This window comes from Acinetobacter sp. WCHAc060025, assembly GCF_004209355.1.
In the GTDB taxonomy this organism is placed as follows: Bacteria; Pseudomonadota; Gammaproteobacteria; order Pseudomonadales; family Moraxellaceae; genus Acinetobacter; species Acinetobacter wuhouensis.
Genome location: NZ_SGSX01000010.1, coordinates 148,341 through 169,575 on the forward strand (window position 1 = coordinate 148,341; position 21,235 = coordinate 169,575).

General features: G+C 40.0%; 18 protein-coding genes. 7 read left to right on the forward strand and 11 right to left on the reverse strand.

The window, feature by feature from the left end; genetic code table 11:
• Positions 1-40: 40 nt before the first annotated feature.
• The 4 genes from paaD to paaA form a co-directional block, all read right to left on the reverse strand.
• Positions 41-541 carry a 1,2-phenylacetyl-CoA epoxidase subunit PaaD gene (paaD, locus tag EXE09_RS10340; RefSeq protein WP_087552542.1) on the reverse strand — a complete coding sequence of 167 codons (501 nt, stop codon included), beginning with the start codon at positions 539-541 and terminating at the stop codon, positions 41-43.
• A 26-nt stretch (positions 542-567) separates the two neighbouring features.
• Complete coding sequence (paaC, locus tag EXE09_RS10345) at positions 568-1,323, reverse strand: 1,2-phenylacetyl-CoA epoxidase subunit PaaC (protein ID WP_068975397.1); 756 nt, start codon at positions 1,321-1,323, stop codon at positions 568-570.
• An 11-nt stretch (positions 1,324-1,334) separates the two neighbouring features.
• Positions 1,335-1,625, reverse strand: coding sequence for a 1,2-phenylacetyl-CoA epoxidase subunit PaaB (gene paaB / locus EXE09_RS10350; protein ID WP_068975398.1), 291 nt, complete (start codon positions 1,623-1,625; stop codon positions 1,335-1,337).
• A gap of 67 nt (positions 1,626-1,692) precedes the next feature.
• Positions 1,693-2,634 carry a 1,2-phenylacetyl-CoA epoxidase subunit PaaA gene (paaA, locus tag EXE09_RS10355; RefSeq protein WP_068975399.1) on the reverse strand — a complete coding sequence of 314 codons (942 nt, stop codon included), beginning with the start codon at positions 2,632-2,634 and terminating at the stop codon, positions 1,693-1,695.
• Positions 2,635-2,894: 260 nt separating this feature from the next.
• Here paaA and paaZ point away from each other — a divergent pair, with 260 nt between their 5' ends.
• The 7 genes from paaZ to EXE09_RS10390 all read left to right on the forward strand — a co-directional run bounded on the left by paaZ (position 2,895) and on the right by EXE09_RS10390 (position 12,136).
• Entirely contained in the window at positions 2,895-5,009 is a 2,115-nt protein-coding gene (paaZ, locus tag EXE09_RS10360) for a phenylacetic acid degradation bifunctional protein PaaZ (protein ID WP_130117215.1), read from the forward strand.
• Between the two features lie 360 nt (positions 5,010-5,369).
• The gene (locus tag EXE09_RS10365; RefSeq protein WP_130113448.1) at positions 5,370-6,071 is read left to right on the forward strand and encodes a CoA transferase subunit A; all 702 of its coding nucleotides are present in this window, start codon (positions 5,370-5,372) and stop codon (positions 6,069-6,071) included.
• An 11-nt stretch (positions 6,072-6,082) separates the two neighbouring features.
• Complete coding sequence (locus EXE09_RS10370) at positions 6,083-6,736, forward strand: 3-oxoacid CoA-transferase subunit B (RefSeq protein WP_130117216.1); 654 nt, start codon at positions 6,083-6,085, stop codon at positions 6,734-6,736.
• 721 nt (positions 6,737-7,457) lie between these two features.
• Positions 7,458-8,828: an MFS transporter gene (locus EXE09_RS10375; RefSeq protein WP_087552537.1), complete on the forward strand. Its 1,371-nt coding sequence runs from the start codon at positions 7,458-7,460 to the stop codon at positions 8,826-8,828.
• Between the two features lie 20 nt (positions 8,829-8,848).
• Positions 8,849-10,090 (forward strand): OprD family outer membrane porin, encoded by a 1,242-nt coding sequence (locus tag EXE09_RS10380; RefSeq protein ID WP_130117217.1) that lies wholly within the window; start codon positions 8,849-8,851, stop codon positions 10,088-10,090.
• Positions 10,091-10,313: 223 nt separating this feature from the next.
• The gene (locus EXE09_RS10385) at positions 10,314-11,258 is read left to right on the forward strand and encodes an ABC transporter permease (RefSeq protein ID WP_130117218.1); all 945 of its coding nucleotides are present in this window, start codon (positions 10,314-10,316) and stop codon (positions 11,256-11,258) included.
• Positions 11,258-12,136: an ABC transporter ATP-binding protein gene (locus EXE09_RS10390; RefSeq protein WP_130117219.1), complete on the forward strand. Its 879-nt coding sequence runs from the start codon at positions 11,258-11,260 to the stop codon at positions 12,134-12,136. The genes EXE09_RS10385 and EXE09_RS10390 overlap by 1 nt, the downstream gene beginning before the upstream one ends.
• An 820-nt stretch (positions 12,137-12,956) precedes the next feature.
• Here EXE09_RS10390 and EXE09_RS10395 read toward each other — a convergent pair.
• From EXE09_RS10395 to uca, 7 genes are all read right to left on the reverse strand, one after another.
• A complete protein-coding gene (locus EXE09_RS10395) occupies positions 12,957-13,979 on the reverse strand; it encodes an ABC transporter substrate-binding protein (protein ID WP_130117220.1) in 1,023 nt (340 codons plus the stop codon).
• Entirely contained in the window at positions 13,976-15,784 is a 1,809-nt protein-coding gene (gene atzF / locus EXE09_RS10400) for an allophanate hydrolase (RefSeq protein ID WP_130117221.1), read from the reverse strand. The genes EXE09_RS10395 and atzF overlap by 4 nt, the downstream gene beginning before the upstream one ends.
• Positions 15,785-15,799: 15 nt before the next feature.
• Entirely contained in the window at positions 15,800-16,234 is a 435-nt protein-coding gene (locus EXE09_RS10405; RefSeq protein WP_130117222.1) for a CopG family ribbon-helix-helix protein, read from the reverse strand.
• 3 nt (positions 16,235-16,237) lie between these two features.
• A complete protein-coding gene (locus EXE09_RS19140; RefSeq protein WP_265937150.1) occupies positions 16,238-16,363 on the reverse strand; it encodes a hypothetical protein in 126 nt (41 codons plus the stop codon).
• Between the two features lie 238 nt (positions 16,364-16,601).
• Complete coding sequence (locus EXE09_RS10410) at positions 16,602-17,060, reverse strand: helix-turn-helix domain-containing protein (protein ID WP_068975410.1); 459 nt, start codon at positions 17,058-17,060, stop codon at positions 16,602-16,604.
• Positions 17,057-17,284, reverse strand: coding sequence for a ribulose bisphosphate carboxylase small subunit (locus EXE09_RS10415; protein ID WP_130117223.1), 228 nt, complete (start codon positions 17,282-17,284; stop codon positions 17,057-17,059). The genes EXE09_RS10410 and EXE09_RS10415 overlap by 4 nt, the downstream gene beginning before the upstream one ends.
• Positions 17,285-17,629: 345 nt before the next feature.
• A complete protein-coding gene (gene uca, locus EXE09_RS10420) occupies positions 17,630-21,235 on the reverse strand; it encodes an urea carboxylase (protein WP_130117224.1) in 3,606 nt (1,201 codons plus the stop codon).

Consider the following 21,235-nt stretch of genomic DNA (forward strand, 5'->3'; position numbering starts at 1 on the left):
GCTCACCACCATCAATATTTCGATTTAACCTCTAAATGCCTTAAATACATTTAAAATAGTCAAATGGTTCTAAGCAGTCTTTGCATTGATATAAGGCTTTGCATGCAGTCGAACTAAATTCACTTAATAATTTGGTGTGTACGCTGTGGCAATGAGGGCATTCAATTCCATCGGTCAATGCCACATGAGTACCACAGCTATGCGCTTCGCCTTTTGGCGGTGCGATGCCGTATTTTTTCAATTTGTCTTTGCCGTTTTGGCTCATCCAATCGGTTGTCCACGCTTCGGATAAATCCACCACCACATTGACAGGGGTAAGTTGATGCTGTGTAAATGCTTGTTCAATTTCAGCTTTTAATACATCTGTTGCAGGGCATCCGCTATAAGTTGGTGTCAGTCGAACCACAAGTTCATTGTCCTGATTGAATTCCACACCACGAATCATGCCCAAATCCACCACAGACAAAACAGGGATTTCAGGATCAGAAATTTGTGCCAAAACATCCCAACATTGATCAGTACATTGTCGAATTAAATTCATGGAACTTGCTCCTTGTTCTGACAGAATTACCAATTCATATTTGGATAACTGCGTTGCATAGATTGCATTTCAGCCAAAACATAGCCCAAATGTTCAGTATGCAAACCTTGTTTTGCACCACGGCGATACGCACCCAATTCAGGAATGTTCAAGCCATAATGTGCAGCTTCTGCATTTACAATGTCTTGCCACTGTGCTTTTAACAGCGTGATATTTGGAATCACACCATCTTGTACCAATTGCTGTTCATCTGCACTGAGATCAAAAAGTTCTTCAGTAAAACGCCACAATTCATTTAAACCATTTTGGGTTCTTTCATGCGCTTCTGCTGTACCAAGACTTAAACGCTCCATCCAAGCGGTTGAAAAACGTAAGTGATATTTCACTTCACGCAAAGACTTGATAGCAAAAGCACGTAGTTCTGCATGGTTGCTATTGCTTAAAGCTGCGAACAGTAAATGGTGATAATGATCCATTAACCATTGACGGACGATAGTTTGTGCAAAGTCGCCGTTCGGTTGTTCACAAAGCAATAAATTGCGATATTCACGTTCAGTGCGGAAAAAAGCCAATTGATCTTCATCACGACCTAAACCTTCGACTTCACCTGCAAGGCTGAGCACAGTACGTGCTTGACCAAGTAAATCCAAACCAATATTAGCAAGTGCAATATCAAGCTCCAATTCAGGCGCATGACCACACCACTCCGCCAAACGGTGCGATAAAATCAGTTGGCTGTCTGCCAAATGCAAAAGATACTGAGAAAATACTGAATGATTCATTTGCCTGCTCCTTACATGTGCTCAATGCCATCAGGGATATGGTAAAAAGTCGGATGACGATAAACCTTATCCAAAGCAGGATCGAAAAATTCTTCTTTTTCCTCAGGTTGAGAGCAAGTGATCAACTCAGACTTCACCACCCAAATGCTGATCCCTTCGTTACGACGGGTATAAACATCACGGGCATTTTGCAAGGCAATTTCAGCATCAGGCGCACGTAAGCTACCCACATGACGATGACTTAAACCTTGTTTACTACGTACAAATACTTCAAATAACGACCAATTGTTTTTATTGTTCATGAGAGAATCCTTCCTGAAATTTAAAACGATAATGAACCAATGTGCTGTGGATTAAGTGTGCTGTGAATTAAGCGACTTTTGCAGTTTCATCAGCTTGTTGCTTTTGTGCATACACTGCTGCTGAATCACGCACCCATTTTCCGCCTTCCCACGCTTTGCGACGTGCTTCGATACGCTCATGGTTGCAAGGACCTTTACCTGCAAGGATGTCATTGAACTCATCCCAATTGATTGGACCTGACTCGTAATGCCCTGTTTCTTCATTAAAACGTAGATCAGGATCAGGCACAGTCAAACCCAACATGTGTACTTGTGGCACAGTGTTATCAACAAATTTTTGGCGTAATGCATCATTACTGAATAATTTGATTTTCCACTGCATGCTTTGTGCGCTGTTTGGAGAATTGTCATCACTTGGACCAAACATCATTTGCACAGGCCACCAAAAACGATTCACCGCATCTTGCGCCATCTGTTTTTGCTCAGGTGTGCCATTTGCAAGTTGCATCATCGCCTCAAAACCTTGACGTTGATGGAAACTTTCTTCTTTGCAGACACGAACCATGGCACGTGCATAAGGACCATAAGAGGTACGACACAATGCCACCTGATTTACGATCGCAGCACCATCCACCAACCAACCGATTGCGGCAACATCTGCCCAAGACAGCGTTGGATAGTTGAAAATTGAAGAATATTTCATACGACCTGCGATGAGTTTATCCATCATGTCATCACGGTCTGCACCCAAAGTTTCAGCCGCACTATATAAATACAAAGCGTGCCCTGCTTCGTCTTGCACTTTTGCCAACAATACTGCTTTACGTTTCAAGCTTGGCGCACGTGTGATCCAATTACCCTCAGGTAACATGCCGACCACTTCTGAGTGTGCATGTTGTCCGATTTGGCGAATTAAAGTTTTACGATATGCATCAGGCATCCAATCTTTTGGTTCGATTGAAATGTCCTTTTCAAGCGCTTGATCAAAATCTTGTTGATGATTTTTCATTGTGTCCTCACTTATCCCAAGTGTTTATGAGATTTAAAGTAAAACGATACGAATAAAAAATCAATACTATTTGATACGTATCATATTAAAATTTTCAGCAAAATTAATTAACCCACTGTATTTAAATAAAATTAATTTTAAAATATTTGTTATTACAGCATTTTAATGGAAAAATATTTGACAATTTAAAAATAAAGGAACAAATTATGAATCATCAAAATTAAAAATTTATGTAAAACGTATCATAAAAGGAGTTAGCCATGCTTGAGCTAGATGCAGGATCAAATCCAACCGAGCACAATGCAGATCACGATGCTTCCACACAAGCATCTGACGTGAAAAAATTAAGTTCTTTGGTTTATGGACAGAACTTTATTGCACAAAATGAGTTCCGTACTGTTTACCATGCCATTACAGGTGATGCGATTTATCAAGTCAGCAGCCAAGGCATCGACACCAAAGCCATTGTTGAATTTGCAAAAAGCAAAGGTTCTGCAATTGCCAATCTGACGTTCCATGAACGTGCCAATGCTTTAAAACAAGTGGCGCAATATCTGCTTGAACGCAAAGAAAATTATTATGAGCTTGCTAAAGCCACAGGCTGTACCCGTAAAGATGCTTGGATTGATGTCGAAGGCGGAATCGGTACTTTATTTGCCTACTCAAGCTTAGTCCGCCGTGAACTGAGCGATGAAACTGCATTGGTTGAAGATGCATGGATTCCATTGTCTAAAAATGGCACCTTTGGTGCAAAACACATCCTCAGCCCGAAAGCAGGTGTTGCGGTACACATTGACGCTTTTAACTTCCCGATTTGGGGAATGTTGGAAAAAATCGCACCGACACTTTTGGCAGGTGTGCCTTGTATCGTTAAACCTGCGACTGAAGGCGCAGAAATGACCCATGCTGTAGTTGCTGATATTTTGGCAAGTGGCTTCTTACCCGAAGGTGCTTTACAGCTAATCTGTGGTCAGACTTATGATTTATTTGAACATTTAAATGCACAAGATACTGTAACCTTTACAGGTTCAGCCTCTACAGGTCAAAAATTACGTGCACATCCGCATTTAAATCAATATTCAATTCCATTCAGCATGGAAGCGGATTCGGTGAATAGTGCGATCCTGACTGAACAAGCCAATGACGAAACGATTGACCTATTTGTACGTGAAGTTTTCCGTGAAATGACCACCAAAGCAGGTCAAAAATGTACTGCGATTCGCCGTGCCTTTGTTCCTGCAAATTTATTGGATACGGTACAAAGCCGTTTGGTTGCGAAGCTACAGAAAGTCGTGGTCGGTAATCCTGAACTTGAAAATGTCACCATGGGTGCATTGGCGAGTGTTAAACAAAAACATGATGTGGCTGAAAGAGTTGAGCAACTCAGCCAAGATGCTGAAATTGTTTTTGGTAGCCATTTACGTCAAGACTTTAACATTGTTGCAGAACACCCTGAAAATGGTGCGTTCTATCCACCGACAGTTTTAGTGTGTAAATCACCTAATGAAGCGCAAGCCATTCACCAAGTTGAAGCATTTGGTCCTGTCGTCACCTTGATGCCTTATCACAATCTTGCCGAATTGGCTCAGTTAGTAGCAAAAGGTGAAGGTAGTTTAGTTGCATCTGTAGTTCGCAATGCAGATGAAAATGTTGAACAAATCATTGCCAAAATCGCACCGTGGCATGGTCGTGTACATGTCCTTGATGCTGAAAATGCCAAAGAAAGTACAGGTCATGGTTCACCACTTCCATTGCTTGTGCATGGCGGTCCGGGACGTGCAGGTGGCGGTGAAGAATTGGGCGGTTTACGTGCAGTAAAACATTATATGCAACGTACTGCGATTCAAGGTTCACCAAATGCGATGACCCAAATCGGACACAGTTGGACGATTGGTTCGCAAGTGTTTGAAGATCGTGTTCATCCATTCAAAAAATCATTTGATGAACTGCGTGTTGGTGAACGTTTATTAACAGCTCGTCGTACGGTGACTGAAGCGGATATTGTGAATTTTGCCTGTTTGAGTGGTGATCACTTCTATGCGCACATGGACAAAATCGCTGCGGCAGATTCTCTGTTCGGTGATCGTGTTGCGCATGGTTACTTTATCGTTTCAGCAGCGGCAGGTTTATTTGTCGATGCTGCACCGGGACCTGTAATTGCCAACTATGGTATGGACAATTTACGCTTTGTCGAACCTGTGAAAATTGGTGACACCATTCAAGTGGAACTGACTTGTAAGCAAAAAACACCAAAACCATTGCGTGATCCTGAACAAAAACCGCATGGCGTGGTGGTTTGGGACATTAAAGTCAAAAACCAACGCAATGAATTGGTCGCAACTTACGACATTTTAACCCTCGTAAATCGTGACTAAAGTTGTGTGATTTAATATTTTTTAATCCTCTCCTTGCGGAACATGTTCCTCACCTTTAAAAAAGGAGGGATGAGTAGCACTGCTACGCAAGATTACTAGAATTGATTTCAGTCGTGGTCTGTTCCCCTCTTTTTCAAAGATGAGAAGCTAGCTTCGCAAGAGGGGAGATTTTAAGAATCTATCCAATAATTTTGCTTAACTGATCAGCATTAGTGCAAATGGGAAGATTTTAAAAATTGATCAAAATATTTAATTAAATTTTCCATCCTTTTAAAGGTAAAGAAATTTCAATTCACAGCACCATTGATAAAAGACACCTTTCCAAATATGGATTTTGGAGCATCATTGAAGGATTTCAAAATGAATAAAGTCTATCCAAATAGTCAGGCAGCACTGTTTGATATTGTTCAGGACAATATGCTGATTGCTGTTGGTGGTTTCGGTTTATGTGGCATTCCTGAGTTACTTATTCAAACCTTACGTGACTCCAATGCCCAACAACTGACCTGTATTAGTAATAATGCAGGCATCGACGGTATCGGTTTAAGCCTACTCCTTGAATCACGCCAAGTGAAAAAAATGATTTCCTCCTATATTGGTGGAAACAAAGAATTTGAACGCCAATACCTCGCAGGTGAACTCGAAGTCGAACTCACCCCACAAGGTACATTGGCTGAAAAATTACGTGCCGCAGGTGCAGGTATCCCCGCTTTTTATACCAAAACAGGTGTAGGAACAGCGGTACAAGAAGGCAAAGAAGTCCGTAACTTTAAAGGGCAAAACTACCTACTTGAAGAAGCATTAAATGCTGATCTTGCTTTGGTAAAAGCCTATAAAGCGGATAAAGCAGGCAACTTAGTGTTCCGCAAAACCGCCCGTAATATCAATCCTGACTGTGCGATGGCTGCCAAACTCACCATCGTAGAAGTAGAAGAATTGGTCGAAATTGGAGAATTAGATCCTGATGACATTCACCTCCCCGGTATTTATGTCGATCGTATTGTGGTCAATCCAAATCCAAACAAACACATTGAAATTCGAACCGTCAAAAGTGCTGCATAAGGAATACGCTCATGGCTTGGACACAAGAACAAATGGCACAACGTGCTGCACAAGAGTTACACGATGGCGATTATGTCAATTTAGGCATCGGTTTACCGACATTGGTGGCGAATTATATCGATCCTGAACTGCATATTTGGCTGCAATCTGAAAATGGTTTATTGGGCATTGGCGAATTTCCGCTTGAAGAACAAGTCGATGCGGATCTGATCAATGCAGGCAAGCAAACAGTAACGACTAAATCAGGCGCATCATTTTTCTCAAGCTCAGACTCATTTGCCATGATCCGAGGTGGTCATGTCGATGTGGCAATTTTGGGTGCCATGCAAGTGTCTAAAACAGGTGATATTGCCAATTGGATGATTCCGGGACATAAAGCCAAAGGCATGGGTGGCGCAATGGACTTGGTCGCAGGCGCTAAAAAAATTGTGGTGATGATGCAACATTGCAATAAAAATGGTGAAGCCAAAATTTTAGATCAATGCACACTCCCCTTAACAGGACAAGGTGTGGTCAGCCGAATCATCAGCAATTATGGTGTATTTGATATTATTGACAATACCGTACGCATCGTTGAACTTGCGCCTGACATCAGTCTTGAAGAAGTCATTCAAGCCACAGGTACGACTTTAATTTATGACGAAACTACGTTAGATGCTGCGTGATTGAGTGTTTTGCGTAACTGTAAAAATTCCTCATGATTTAATCATAAATATCTGTTTTTTTACGTTAAATCATTACAAATTAGTTACTTTGAATAGGGATTAAATACTAGACTTCTTGCGAATGTTAGTTTCGACAAGATCTGAATCAATATTGAAGGTTTCCTCACCTTTCAGGATGAGAAACATTGTTTCGCAAGAGGGAGAGGTTTTCTATTTAAAAGCCCTCATCCTCTTCTCATCCTCTTGCGGAGTTAGCTCCTAAAGGGAGAATGAACTTCATTACTCATTATAGAACTATGATTGGCACACACCAACACCAATGCGATGTATTAAAAACACATCCATTTCCTCCCCTAGATAAAAGACCTTTTATCTAGGCTTTTTTGCGATTAAAACAATAATACATGATACACTTTTAAATATTAAAAATTATTTTTACATCATATTATTTTAAATAAACAACACTTTTCAATAAATTAAAAATAGTAAATTATTGATATATAATTTTTATTTAAATATAAAATCCAATAAAACAAAGTTCATAAATTTATTTAAAAGATACAATTTTAAATAAATATTATTTTAGGTGTATCTTTTTATAAATTATTAAGCATAATTAAATGAATTGATTCATGACGAATCATGGCGACAAGGATATGGTTCCAATCAAAAACTAAAAAATAGATTGAAGCCGCTCGCACAAGACAAAAAAGGAAATGCTATGGAAAATTCTCAAGTAGAACTGCACAGCCCGACGCTTGCATTACCCCATGCGTCACGTACCCGTAAAATCGCAATGGCAACCATCGTGGGCACTACCATCGAATGGTACGACTACTTTATCTATGCCGCAGTTGCAGGCTTAGTCTTCAATCAACTGTTCTTTAAACCCGCAGGACCTGTCTTTGCAACCCTATTGGTTTTTGCATCTGTGGGAATCAGTTTCATTTTCCGTCCTTTTGGTGCATTCATCGCAGGCTATTTCGGCGATAAATTTGGACGTAAAACCGTACTTGCCATCACCTTGATCATGATGGGCGGTACCACAACATTGATTGGTCTATTACCGACCTATGACAGCATCGGCATTGCTGCACCGATCATTTTGATTTTACTGCGAATCTTACAAGGCATCTCAGCAGGTGGTGAATGGGGCGGCGCTGTGTTGATGGCAGTTGAACATGCACCGACTGAAAAACGTGGTCTATTCAGCTCGTTCCCACAACTTGGCGTTCCACTTGGTTTATTGCTTGCATCTTTGGTCCTCGTGGTCATGACAGGCTATGTATCACCGGGTGAAGAATTTATGGCGTGGGGTTGGCGCATTCCATTCTTATTGAGTATTTTACTGTTCGCTTTGGGTTATTGGATTCGCCGTTCAGTTGAAGAAAGCCCGATTTTTGAAGAATTAAAGCAAAAAGGTACGACTCAAAAACCAATCCGAGAATTATTTGGTCAATACAAAAAAGTCATTTTCAGTTCAGCACTGTTGATCGCAGGAACAACTGCACTAGGCTACATGACTGCGGGTGGTTTCATCCAAAGCTTTACCACCAATCCAAAAGGTTTAAACCTAGATCGCCCGACCATTCTTGGTTTAGTCAGTATTTCAGCGGTAATTTGGACATTCTTCACGTGGTTATCTGCGGTACTGTCTGACAAATTTGGACGTAAACCGATTTATATCGTGGGTTCAATCATCCAAGTTATTACTGCGCTTGCACTATTTCCATTGATCAGCACAGGTAACTACGGCTTGATCATGTTGGGCTTGGCACTTTTATCTATGGGCATTGGTATCACCTACGGTGTACAAGCAGTTTTCTATTCTGAACTGTTCCCTGCTTCGATTCGTTTCTCAGGTATTTCAATTACCTATGCGATTGGCTCGATCATCGGTGGTGCATTTGCCCCGCTCATTGCAGCCGCACTCATTGGCAAAGTAAATGGAATTTATTTGGTCAGTGCTTATTTGACTGTAATGTCGGTGATTGCATTCCTTGCGATTTGTATTTTCAAAGATCGTACAGGCATCGCACTCGAACCTGATGCGGAAGACGTTCAAAAACAATCGCCTTTCATTTGGAAATAAACTTAAGTCAAGGATGCCTTATGTTAAAAAAACGCTCATTTTCAACACTTTTTTCCGCACTGATGCTGATCAATGGCTGTGCCATGATGCAACAACTCCATGCGGAAGATGAATGGAAATTCACCCTGAAAAATGCCTATATCGACCGTAATTTTGATCAGTCAAATGTCAAAGATACAGGCAGTTGGTCGCAAGGTGCGTCATTATTTTACACTTCAAAATTTTATGACACACCACTACAGATTTTAGATCAGCCGATCCAAATCGGCGTCGATGGTTCGGTGCAATATGCAGTCCGCCTCAGCAACGATAAGCATGTGGATGATACGGTGCTGCCTTTTGATCCGATCAAAAAAGAACAAGCCGATGATTATTTAAAATATGGTGGAACGCTGAAACTGAAATATGATCAGGCAGAACTGCGTGTTGGGGAATTGTGGCTGAATTTACCGATGACTACCGTCGACACAAGTCGTCAGCTACTCACCACTTATCAAGGGGTGAATTTAAAATTTCCTGTGATGGAAAAATTAAAAGTTGAACTTGGACATGTCACTCGTAATTCACCACGAAATAAGGAAGATTTTTATAAATTTTCTTATACGCAAAATGGAGTAAAACACTATTCAGATGGCTTGGACTACATCAACTTTGTCTATGATGTAAATAAAGATTTGAATGTGAATTACTACTATGGGCATTTGGATAATTTATATGACAAACATTATTTAGGTGTTGAACATAAATATCCGATTGCCGAAAATATCGCACTACATTCCAAGTTGCGCTATTTTAATTCACAGGACAATAGCAGTGCATTAAACATCGACAGTCAAAACATTGGCTTGTTGGAAACGGTGAAAGTAAAAAATCATAGTATTGGCGTGGGCTATCAGCAGATCGTGGGCGATGCCTACCCTCTACCCGATGGTTTTTTACCTGAATTATATTTTATTAATTGGAATGTCACTGGCTTTTTCAAGAAAAATGAGAAATCTTGGCACTTTATCTACGGTTATGATTTTAAAGACTATGTACCGGGTCTGACTAGTACTGCCAAATATGCCATGGGCGATGATATTAAAATGGCAAATGGACAGAAAAATAAAGAATCTGAGTTTAACTTATTTACAAGTTATACTTTTCAACAACCGATGCTCAAAGGTTTTTCGATACAACATTTATTTGCCAAATATGACCAAGATCATGGCAATGATTTTGTGGAAAATCGTTTCTTTATCAATTATCAACGTAAGTTTTAAGTCGATGTAAAATATGAGCAACTGCATCCATGATGTTGTAAATCAGTTGCTCATAAAAACTCAATTTTCATTAGTTATGAAAATTTTCACTTTAGAACATAAGTAATTCATTCATCAGCAAACGCATCATCAATCTCACTCTTTAGCCTTATGGCACTCATTTTGCTTAACAAATATTACGTTTTTAAAGATTCGTAATATTCAAGCGAAATAGGGGGCAAAAATGGGCAAAATCACAATGGATGTTAGAAAAAGGCACAAGCTTTTACTTAGCTTTTGTTCTTTTCTCATTCCGATTCTAATTTGGTGTGCTGTCAGTTATTTACCTTTTATTTGGCATCCTCAAGTACAAATCATCAACTCTGGCAGTGTCGCATATTTACAAGTTGGCAGTCGGGTTGATAAAAATGTGTACTACAGCGAAGCTCAAAATGCCGTAGATCAGCATGCAGCTCCACCTCAAGGTATCCTTGTCAATCCAATATATTTACCTGCGCCGCATGAGGTCGCAAAAGCTTTGGTGACGGCATTTATCACACCACCCGAACAACCTGACACGCCTTGGTTTCATCAAAGTCTATGGCATAGTATCAAAATTGTATTCCTGGCATTTTTTATTTCATCAATCATCGGCATTCCACTTGGTATCCTCTGCGGTTTTTCTCAAAAAATATCCCTACTCACCGAACCCTTTGTTGAGTTTTTCCGTTACTTACCTGCGCCTGCATTTGGTGCGCTTGCTGTGGCAATTTTAGGCATCAATGATGCACCGAAAATCTCCATCATTGTTATTGGGACTTTATTTCAACAAATTTTAATCATCGCCAACACCACCCGAATGGTTGATAAAAGTTTGATCGAAGCGGGTTATACCTTGGGAACCAATAAATTGAAGAGTTTATTTAATGTCGTTATTCCTGCTGCCCTGCCTGATATTTATCGTGATTTGCGTGTTCTACTTGGTTGGGCATGGACATATTTAATTGTCTCAGAATTGATTGGGACAACATCGGGGATTACATGGTTTATCACCCAACAAGCACGTTACCAAAACTTTGACAATGTCTATGCAGCCATCCTGATTATTGGTGTCATTGGTCTTGTGTGTGATTTGATTTTAATGAAATTCGGCGAGCGCATGTTCGCATGGAAAGCAGGAGTAAAATAATGAACCATTCAACATTTAATGCGCATGAATACTTCCAAAAAATCTATGCACGTCCTGTTCTTTTAGAAGCCAAAAAACTCAGCCAAGTGTTTAAACATGGCAAAACTGAACGCACTATTTTAAATCAGCTTGATTTGAAAATTCATAAACGTGAATTTATTTGTGTGATTGGTCCATCGGGCTGTGGAAAATCAACACTTAGTCGAATCGTTGCAGGATTAGATCCCTATAGTCATGGCGAACTGTTTGTGGATGGCGAGTTAATCAAAGGTCCCAGTCCTGAACGAGGTATGGTATTCCAAGGCTATACCCTTTTCCCGTGGAAAACGGTCAAAGAAAATGTCATGTTTGGCCCACTCATGAAAGGTGCGAGTAACCCTTCCGCAGAAGCAGCTGCACGGGAATGGATCAATATCATTGGTTTGGAAAAGTACGAAAATCAATATCCACATCAACTGTCAGGGGGAATGAAACAACGTGTCGCTATTGCACGGGCATTGGTCAATCAACCTAAAATATTATTGATGGATGAACCTTTTGGTGCGCTTGATCCACATACCCGTCAGAAAATGCAAAAGCATTTAATGGATCTTTGGCAAAATATTGATATTACAATTATTTTCGTTACTCACGATATGGATGAAGCCATTTTATTGGCAGATCGAATTGTTGCGTTAAAAGCCAATCCTGGTGAAATCAAAGAAATCATCGAAGTGCATTTACCTCGCCCTCGAACTCCTGAATTAATGCTGACCCCTGAGTTTAAAAAATTGCGTGAACATGTGGATGACTTAGTTCATGCACAAGATGATGAAGTTGATCCTGCATTGGAGGATTTACCGAAAATTCCGCTGATGACTTCAGTCAATGAAGATTAAGGTTTTATTCAAACCAATATAATTTTTAGATAAATCAATTTCCTACCAATTTTATAAAGGCTTATTCAATCATCCATGATGAATAAGCCCTATCTAAGCCCTAAAAACTCAATATTTAAATAAGAATAAGAACCACGAATATTGTTCGTTTTCGGTTGATCTATATTTTCAAATAAAATAGCATTTTAGCAATAGAACTCTTGCGTAAGTTAGTTTTGGTAAGACTTAAATCCATATTGAATGTTCCCTCTCCTTTCAGGATGAGAAACATTGTTTCGCAATAGGGAGAGGTTTTTCTTTAAAAGCCCTCATCCTCTTGCGGAGTTACCTCCTCATCCCAAAGGGAGAAGGAACTCCTAATTTTCTTTCGAATACATTTAGAATCAAAAATTTGAGTATTTTCTGACTTATGCAAGAAGTCTAATGAAAAGCTCCATTCAATTGAGTGATACATTTTCATCAATCAAGACTAAAATTTATCATCATTCATATTCTAAGCATTAGTTTCGCCACTAAACCTAAATGATTTGTTTTTTAAATTGCTTTAATTCTTTTTAGTTTTTATCGATTTCAATTCTTAATAGGCAAAAAGCCTGAATCTTGAAAGATTTCAGGCTTTTATATTAGACCTCTTTGCAAAAGTCAGAAAATATTCAAATTGCTGAGGAGATAACTTCTCAAGAGGATGAGGTTTTTTAAATAGAAAACCTCTCCCTAACCCTCTCCTAAAAGGAGAGGGAACATTCAACATTGATTCAGATCGTGCTGAAACTAACTTTCGCAAGAAGTCTATTATGTCATCAAGGCGATTTTATGGAGATCATTTTAACGCTTGAATCAATGTTGGATAAATCAAGCCATCTACGTTCTGTTCCGCTTTATAGATACCATTTTCAACATTGAATTTATTGACATGGTAGGACGAACCGTAGATTGAATCAAAACCTGTACCTTTGGTAAAGACTTTTTGGTTGGCTTCAATATCCAGCAAATGTGTACCATCCACCATAGACTCATACTGTTTTGGATCAACCCCAGAACGTGCAGCCATAATTTTTATAGCATCACCACGAGTTGCAGGGTCATTGATGTATTTAACAGTTTTATCCCAAACTTGAAGTAACTTTTTCCATTCCTCTTGATGTGCGGTTAAATGACTCATATTCACAGTTAAAGTGTCATAAATTAACCCAGGTTTATCTTTTGAGGAGTAAATAATTTTAGCTCCTGAAACTGCCTTCAGTGCCTGACTTGCCACAGGTTGCCAAACTGCAATCGCAGAGACATCAGGGCTTGAAAATACTTGGGGTAATTGATTGGTTGTAGAGTTGACCAGTTTAACATCCGTTGCGGCAATTTTTTGATCTGACAATGCGGTTGCCAATAACAAATGATCGACCAAACCTTTTTCAACCCCGACTGATTTCCCTTTTAAGTCTTGGATTGAATTAATCCCTGCTTTGGCAATAATCACATCATTGCCTGCGGAATAGTCCGTTGCCAAAATCATCATGCCTTGTGTACCACCAGAAGCGGTCACAAGGTTATCGCCGTTGGTCACAAATACAGCATCTAATTGGTTCGCTGAGAAAGCGGAGAGTGAAGCTGAATAATCAAACCATTTAAAATCGACATTTAGTCCTGCTTCTTTTAACCAACCTTTCTCGATTGCGACCTGCCAAGCCACCCATCCTGGCCAGTCACTATATCCAATCGTGATCGGTTTGCTCTCTACTGATGCTTTGCTGCCATCCTTCGCTTCAGGAATTTTTGCCGTGTTATCACAACCACTGAACAGGATTGTAGAAACAATCGATGCAGATAAAAGTGCCTTTTTAATCATGATATTACTTCCCCACTTTTTGTTGAATTTGATGTTGCATTATTTTGTTTTAACGACTGAATATAACTGCGCCAACCACCGAAATGACTGATGTCGATTGCTTCATTGATGGCATAACTCTCACAAATAAAGCCTTTTACCCATGAGCCATCTTCGAGCTGTACATTGCCGATCCCAAGCGGTGCAGGGACTTCAGCGACAATTGCACCAAAATTGGCAAGTGGAACATCCCATATTTCAAGTTCGATACTCTGACCCTGTGCATCACATTGCAATCCAGGTTTTGGTGGTGTGGTATTTTTCAGCGCATAAAGTTTATAGTTTGCCGCACTCTTGATTTTCTTTAGCAATGTCGCTAAACGTGTGGTCAATTGAAAATTTAAAGGCATACCCGTTAAATGAGCACCAACAACTGCCAATTTCACTGAGTTATTGGATTGAATTTCGCGTGTTTTTTGATAATTTTGCTCTGATGTTCCAAGTGTTAATGCTGTTTCTGCTTGCCATTTTTGCGCAAAATTTGCCAAAGCTTGATCGTGCCAAGCAGGTGCAATAAAGGTTACGCCACTTGGTAAACCATCTGTTCGCATCACATTGGGCAAGGCGACTGCCGATAAATCGGCAAAATTGACGAAATTGGTATATGCCCCCATGTGTGAATTTTTCACAATAGGATCAACTTCAACATCCACAATTTTATAAATCGTTGGTGCAGTTGGTACCATCAATGCATCATACGGCGTTAGGGCTAAATTGATTTTTCGAGCCAATTCCGCACGATTATATTCCGCTTGTAGCGCATCGGTTGCTTTAAATTTATCTGCTTGTGCAATGATCTGTGCAATCACAGGATGTGTTTGATCACGTGTAATTAATTTCTCTACAGCAACTGTCCGTTCAGCAACCCATGCATCATTGTAGAGTGCCTGAGCAAGTTGATTAAAATCTGTAAAATCAATTTCTTCAACCTGATAACCCAGTGTTTTTACACGCTCAATCGCAATTGAAAATGCTTTTTCAGTTTCTATATCCCCATAAAACTCAAGTTGTTTCGGGACGGCTATTTTGCCTTTGGAAAATTGTGTCGGTACATTGGCAGGATGTATTCGTGAATATGCATCTACGTCATCATAGCCTTGCATGATATTTGCCACTGTCCACGCATCGTCTATGGTCAGTGCAAATATAGAAATTACGTCTATGGTTCGGCATGCAGGAATTAATCCTGTTGTTGAAAACCAGCCCTTGGTGGGTTTTAATCCCACAATATTGTTGTGTCCTGCGGGTACACGCCCTGAACCTGCGGTGTCCGTACCTAAACTGAATGGCACAACACCTTTGGCAACCGTAACCGATGAACCTGAACTTGATCCGCCACTGATATATTCAGGATTGAAACTATTTTTCACTGCGCCATAAGGTGAGCGCACACCAACCAATCCTGTCGCAAATTGGTCAAGGTTGGTTTTACCGATGACAATCGCCCCTGCTTTTTTGAGTTTGGCGACAACTGTTGCATCCGTAGTTGCTAAATATTCTGCCTCTTTACATGCAGCGGTGGTATGAAATCCTGCAACATCTATATTGTCTTTGACCGCAAATGGCACACCGTAGAGTGGTAAATCTGTACTATCTTGATTTTTTAATTGATCTATTTGCGTTTGAAGCTGTGCTGTAGATGCAATCTCAATCCAGGCATGATCCTCATTGCTAATAGATTTTACGTAATCAAATAAATCCTCCAGTTTGATCTGCTTATTTTCATAAGCATTTTTCCAATCTTGGATCGTCCATAGCTGTTTCACACGCTTACTCCTGTTTCAATCATTTTGTGGAATGGGCGGCATCACGGCATCCATCAGTTCAAGATGCCCTTTGATCACGCCTTTTAATGCGATAAATTGTTGGCTGATATGCCGAAGTTCAGAACTTGCCCCTTGCATCAGCATGACTTGTAATATTTTCTGTTGATCGAGTTGAATATGTAGTGAGCTAATCACTTGTGCTAAAAACTGCTGTTGTAAATCAATCAGTTGATTACGAAGTTGTATGTGTTCAACCTCATAAAGCAGTGTCAATGTTCCGACCATCACTGCATTTGTGTGTTCTTGCGCTGCAATCAAATGCCGATTGATCATATCCACGATTGCTTGTGATCGGCTTTCGTAGTGTTGATCGACAATTTTTTGGTCGAGTGCATTGAGTGTGGTTTCAGGCACAGTGACGCTGATCCGTGCCAATTTTGTTTTAGGCACTGTTTATCCTTTTTTAGTGATCACTGAGCTGTGTTGTTTGATATGAACACCTGCACGTGCAGTAAAAAGCTCAATAATAAATACTTTGAGCGGGTGTACTTTTTTGGCTTGAGGATAGGGATTGTTCATATCGCAACTCCTTTAAGTATTACCAAATTAATTTTTAGTATTACTTGTCAGGAAATGCAGAAAGCGTGCCAATTTAGAAGCTATATTTTGAGATGTTTAAGGATAAATCACGCTTACTTTTTGGGCATAAAAAAGCCCCATGCACGGGGATGGGGCTAGATGAATAATTATTTTTAGGACGTACCCATTTTAACAAATGACAACACTGAATAGAGTATTTGGGAAATAAAATGAACTGTTAGTGTAAATGAATCGTTGCCTTTGCTACATCATAGTGGGATTTATCCAACTTATTTTGCTGAAATAACCAAGTTGCTACTTCTGGCCAAAAATACATTGCAGATTTTGAAGCCAAGCCGTACATAGGACGAGGAAAATTACCATTTCCACGTTTATTTTGCGCATAAAGTGATAATGCCTGACGACTCATTCCCGCCCTTTCTGCCATTTCAGACAAGGTAGAATAACCTTGTTCTTCTACAACTAAATCACTAAATCCAAGTGAACTGATATTATCAATAGCAGACTGAATGGCTTGTTCAGCATTCTCTGCTTCACGATCAAATTCTAAATAGACCGTGCCGTTATAACTACAAAGTAAGGCATCATCACAGCCTGCTTCAAAGAATTGATCTTCCAATGTTGCCAGATCAGAATCTGCATCACGTACAACGATCGTAAAGTGATAAGTATTCATTCTTCCTCTCCATTACATTGCTTTACTTTCTGCATAATTTGCTTTGCGTGAGTTTCAGGGTTTTTAGGTGTACTCCAAATACTCATTTGATGCTCAGAATGCCCAAGGATACATTTAAGTCGACAAAAGGCATGAGCTGATTTACCTGTTTCAATAACATCCCAACCATTTTGGATTGCATATTCAATCGCTTCTCGAATATGTTTATTAGGATGCTTTTTCATAATTATTCTCTTTATTTATGTTTCAAGATTAGCAATAACGTTGTCATACATCAACAATTTTTTAAATATCGGTTCTAAAGTATTTTTATAAAAACATTGTCATGTGCTTTTGCCTGTATAGCACTAATACCAAAATAATTTGCTAAATTATCTAAAAAATTGATACATCATCTAAGTCTGAGTCAATAAACTGCTCACTTTAAATATTCATATATGAATTGCTCAAAATTTTTACTTACTCTTAACTGAGCTGAAAAAGACATTCATTCATCCTTTTTATTCAATGTTCTCGTTTATTTTAAACAAAAAACCGCCCTTACGGACGGTTCTCTACCTACTATTTTCTCAAGCCACAGGTGCCAAAGTAAACAACACTTGCCCCGTTTTCACCGTTTGCCCCTTTTCAATCGTAATCGCTTCAACTTTCATCCGTTCAGGTGCAATGATGGGAATCTCAATCTTCATCGCTTCAATCACAGCAAGCGTTGCACCTTCTTCCACAATATCACCCGAAGCACATTCAATTTTCCAAATCGACCCAGGCATGTGCGATTCAACCGCACAACCACCCTCAGGAATCAAAACAGCTTCACCATCATCCACAGCATCCAAACTTTCAGAAACATATTCCTGCAAGCCCGCTTCATGCCAACGACGACGTTCAGCCTCAAAATTGGCTTGTTGCAAAGCTTTAAATGCATGAATACTGTCTTGGTTGGCTTCTAAAAACTCATTGTATTCTTTCAGGTTTAACACACCCTCTTCAATACGAAGTTTTAAACGCCCTGCCTTAAAATCCTCACGCATTTGCAAAAGTTCAGCTTCAGAAACTTCATAAAACCTCACTTGGTCAAAGAAACGCAATAACCACGGCATACCTTGTTCAAAGTCAGGATTTTTACGATAACGACTCCACATTTGTGTAGTACGCCCAACAAACTGATACCCGCCAGGCCCTTCCATGCCATAAACACACATATACGCTCCACCAATACCGACAGCATTTTCAGGCGTCCAAGTCCGTGCAGGATTATATTTGGTAGTCACTAAACGCTGACGTGGGTCAAGCGGTGTGGCAACGGGCGCACCGAGGTATACATCACCTAAGCCCATAACCAAATAGTTGGCACTATACACCACATCTTTAACCGCTTGTTTGGATGCCAATCCATTGATACGGCGGATAAATTCTACATTATCAGGACACCACGGCGCATCTGGACGCACAATTTGGGTATAACGCTCAGTTGCCAATTGCGTTTGTGAATCTTCCCAAGCCAAAGGCAAATAAACTGTTCTCGAAGGAACTTGCATATTGTCAATATTTGGCAATTCAGCTTCAGCTTTTTGAAGCTGTGCCAATAATTCAAGTTGATCAATTTTGATTGAGTCAAAATGAATCTGTAATGATCGAATCCCAGGTGTGAGGTCAATAATACCTTGAATATTCTGTTCTTTTACCCATTGCATCAAGGCATGAACACGGAAACGAAGATTTAAATCAAGGACTAATTCACCATATTCAACAAGTAAATAACTATTTCCTGCGGGACGATAGGTCACACTTGGTAAATCATCTTGTCCATCCAATGTTGCCAAAACAGCATTATTTAATGTTTCCATTTCAGCATGTAAAGATGGATTAAAATCAATCAATACTGTGTCAGATGCACGAATACTTTGATGATATTTTTGATCTAGAGCTTTGGCTTGCGCATAACTCACAGGAATAAATTTCACTTTATCTCCTGCTTTCAGTTGACCTATTTTCCAAAGTTCAGAATGAATCACCACCGCAGGGCATACAAAACCACCTAAACTGGGACCATCCGGCCCAAGAATAATTGGCATATCCCCTGTAAAATCAATTGCGCCAATCGCATAAGCATTGTCATGAATATTGGAAGGATGTAAGCCTGCTTCGCCACCATCCTCACGTGCCCATTCAGGTTTTGGACCCACCAAACGAATCCCTGTACGGCTGGAGTTATAGTGAATTTCAAATTCATTGGCAAAAAAAGTATCTATATCTTTTTTGGTAAAGAAATCTGGTGCGCCATGTGGACCATACATCACCGCGATTTCCCAAGTATGAGTAAAACTTGGGATATTTTGAGCGTCTAACTGCGTTGACTCTGCTGAGGAATATGCTGTGATCGGCAACATATCTCCGATCAATAAATTACGTCCTGCATGACCGCCAAATTGCCCCAATGTAAATGTCGCTTGTGAACCTAAATATTCAGGTACATCAAAACCGCCTTTAATCCCGATATAACTTCGACAGCCTGTCATGATCGTACCGCATTTTAAGACCTGACCTTTTTTGACATTGATAGTCTGCCACATCGGCACATTGACGCCATCAAGTTTTGATGGCATTTCACCACCTGTAATTACAATTTGGCTATCACAATGGAACTTTAAACTTGGCCCCTGCAAGGTACATTCAAGTCCTGCGGTATTTTTTGCATTGCCTAATAACTGATTGGCAACACTTAAACTCAATGGATCAATTGCACCTGATGGTGGTACACCGACATCCCAATAGCCCAAACGTCCATCGACATCTTGGATTGAAGTTTGAATGCCTGATTGTAATACTTCGACTTTTTGGGTTTTCCATTCAAAACTATTTAAAAAACGTGTAGTTTGTGTCCCCGCTTTAAACACGTCACCATCAACAATGTTTTGTAAATATTCAAGATTGGTTTCAATGCCTGCGACTTTCGTTTTTGCCAAAGTGTCAGTCATGGCTTGAATTGCAGATTCACGACTGTCACTTGTCACAATAATTTTAGCAATCATCGGATCATAAAAAGACGAGACATTTGAACCTGTTTCAACCCATGTTTCATTACGTGCATGGTCATCAAATTGCACATGCGTCAATAAACCTGCACTCGGTTGGAAATTTTTGATCGGGTCTTCAGCATATAAACGTACTTGGATTGAATGACCTTTTGAACTTAATTTGTCAATCGGTGCAACCCAATCGCCACTGCCTAAAGTAATCATCCATTCAACTAAATCTACGCCAAAAACTTGCTCCGTCACACCGTGTTCAACTTGTAAGCGAGTATTTACTTCTAAAAAATAGAATTCTTGCGTGTCCGTATCCATGACAAATTCAACCGTACCCGCTGAACGGTAATTCACGGATTGCATGAGTTGAATCGCAACATCTTGGATATAGGCACGTTGTTGATCATTCAAATGCGGTGCAGGGGTTTCCTCTATTACTTTTTGGTTACGTCGTTGTACCGAACAATCACGTTCCCCCAAAGCCAGGATTTTCCCCTCACCATCACCAAAAATTTGCACTTCGATGTGTCGTGCATTTTGCACAAATTTTTCTAAATATAATCCTGCATCTTTAAAATTGGCTTGGGCTAGGTATGAAACAGTTGCGTATGCTTCTTTAAGTTCTTCGGCATTCCACACCAAACGCATACCAATCCCACCGCCACCTGCGGTACTTTTGAGCATAACGGGATAGCCAATACGTTCTGCTTCAAGCAGTGCTTCTGCTTCATCTGCGAGTAATTGACTACCAGGCAATAAGGGTACATTGGCTTGAATCGCCAATTCACGCGCCGTATGTTTTAAACCAAATGACTTCATTTGTGCTGAGTTTGGCCCTAAAAATACAATGCCTTGCGCTTCACACAAATCACAAAACTCTGCATTTTCAGAAAGAAAGCCATAACCAGGATGAATCGCTTCTGCACCTGTTTGCTTTGCAACATCTAAAATCTTATCGACATTTAAATAACTTTGACTTGCAGGAGAATCACCAATAAATACAGCTTCATCCGCTAAAGTGACATGTAAGGAATCACGATCAGCTTCTGAATAGACCACTACAGACTGGATACCCAACTTTTTAAGTGTACGAATCACTCGGCATGCAATTGCACCACGATTGGCGATCAGGACTTTATTAAACAT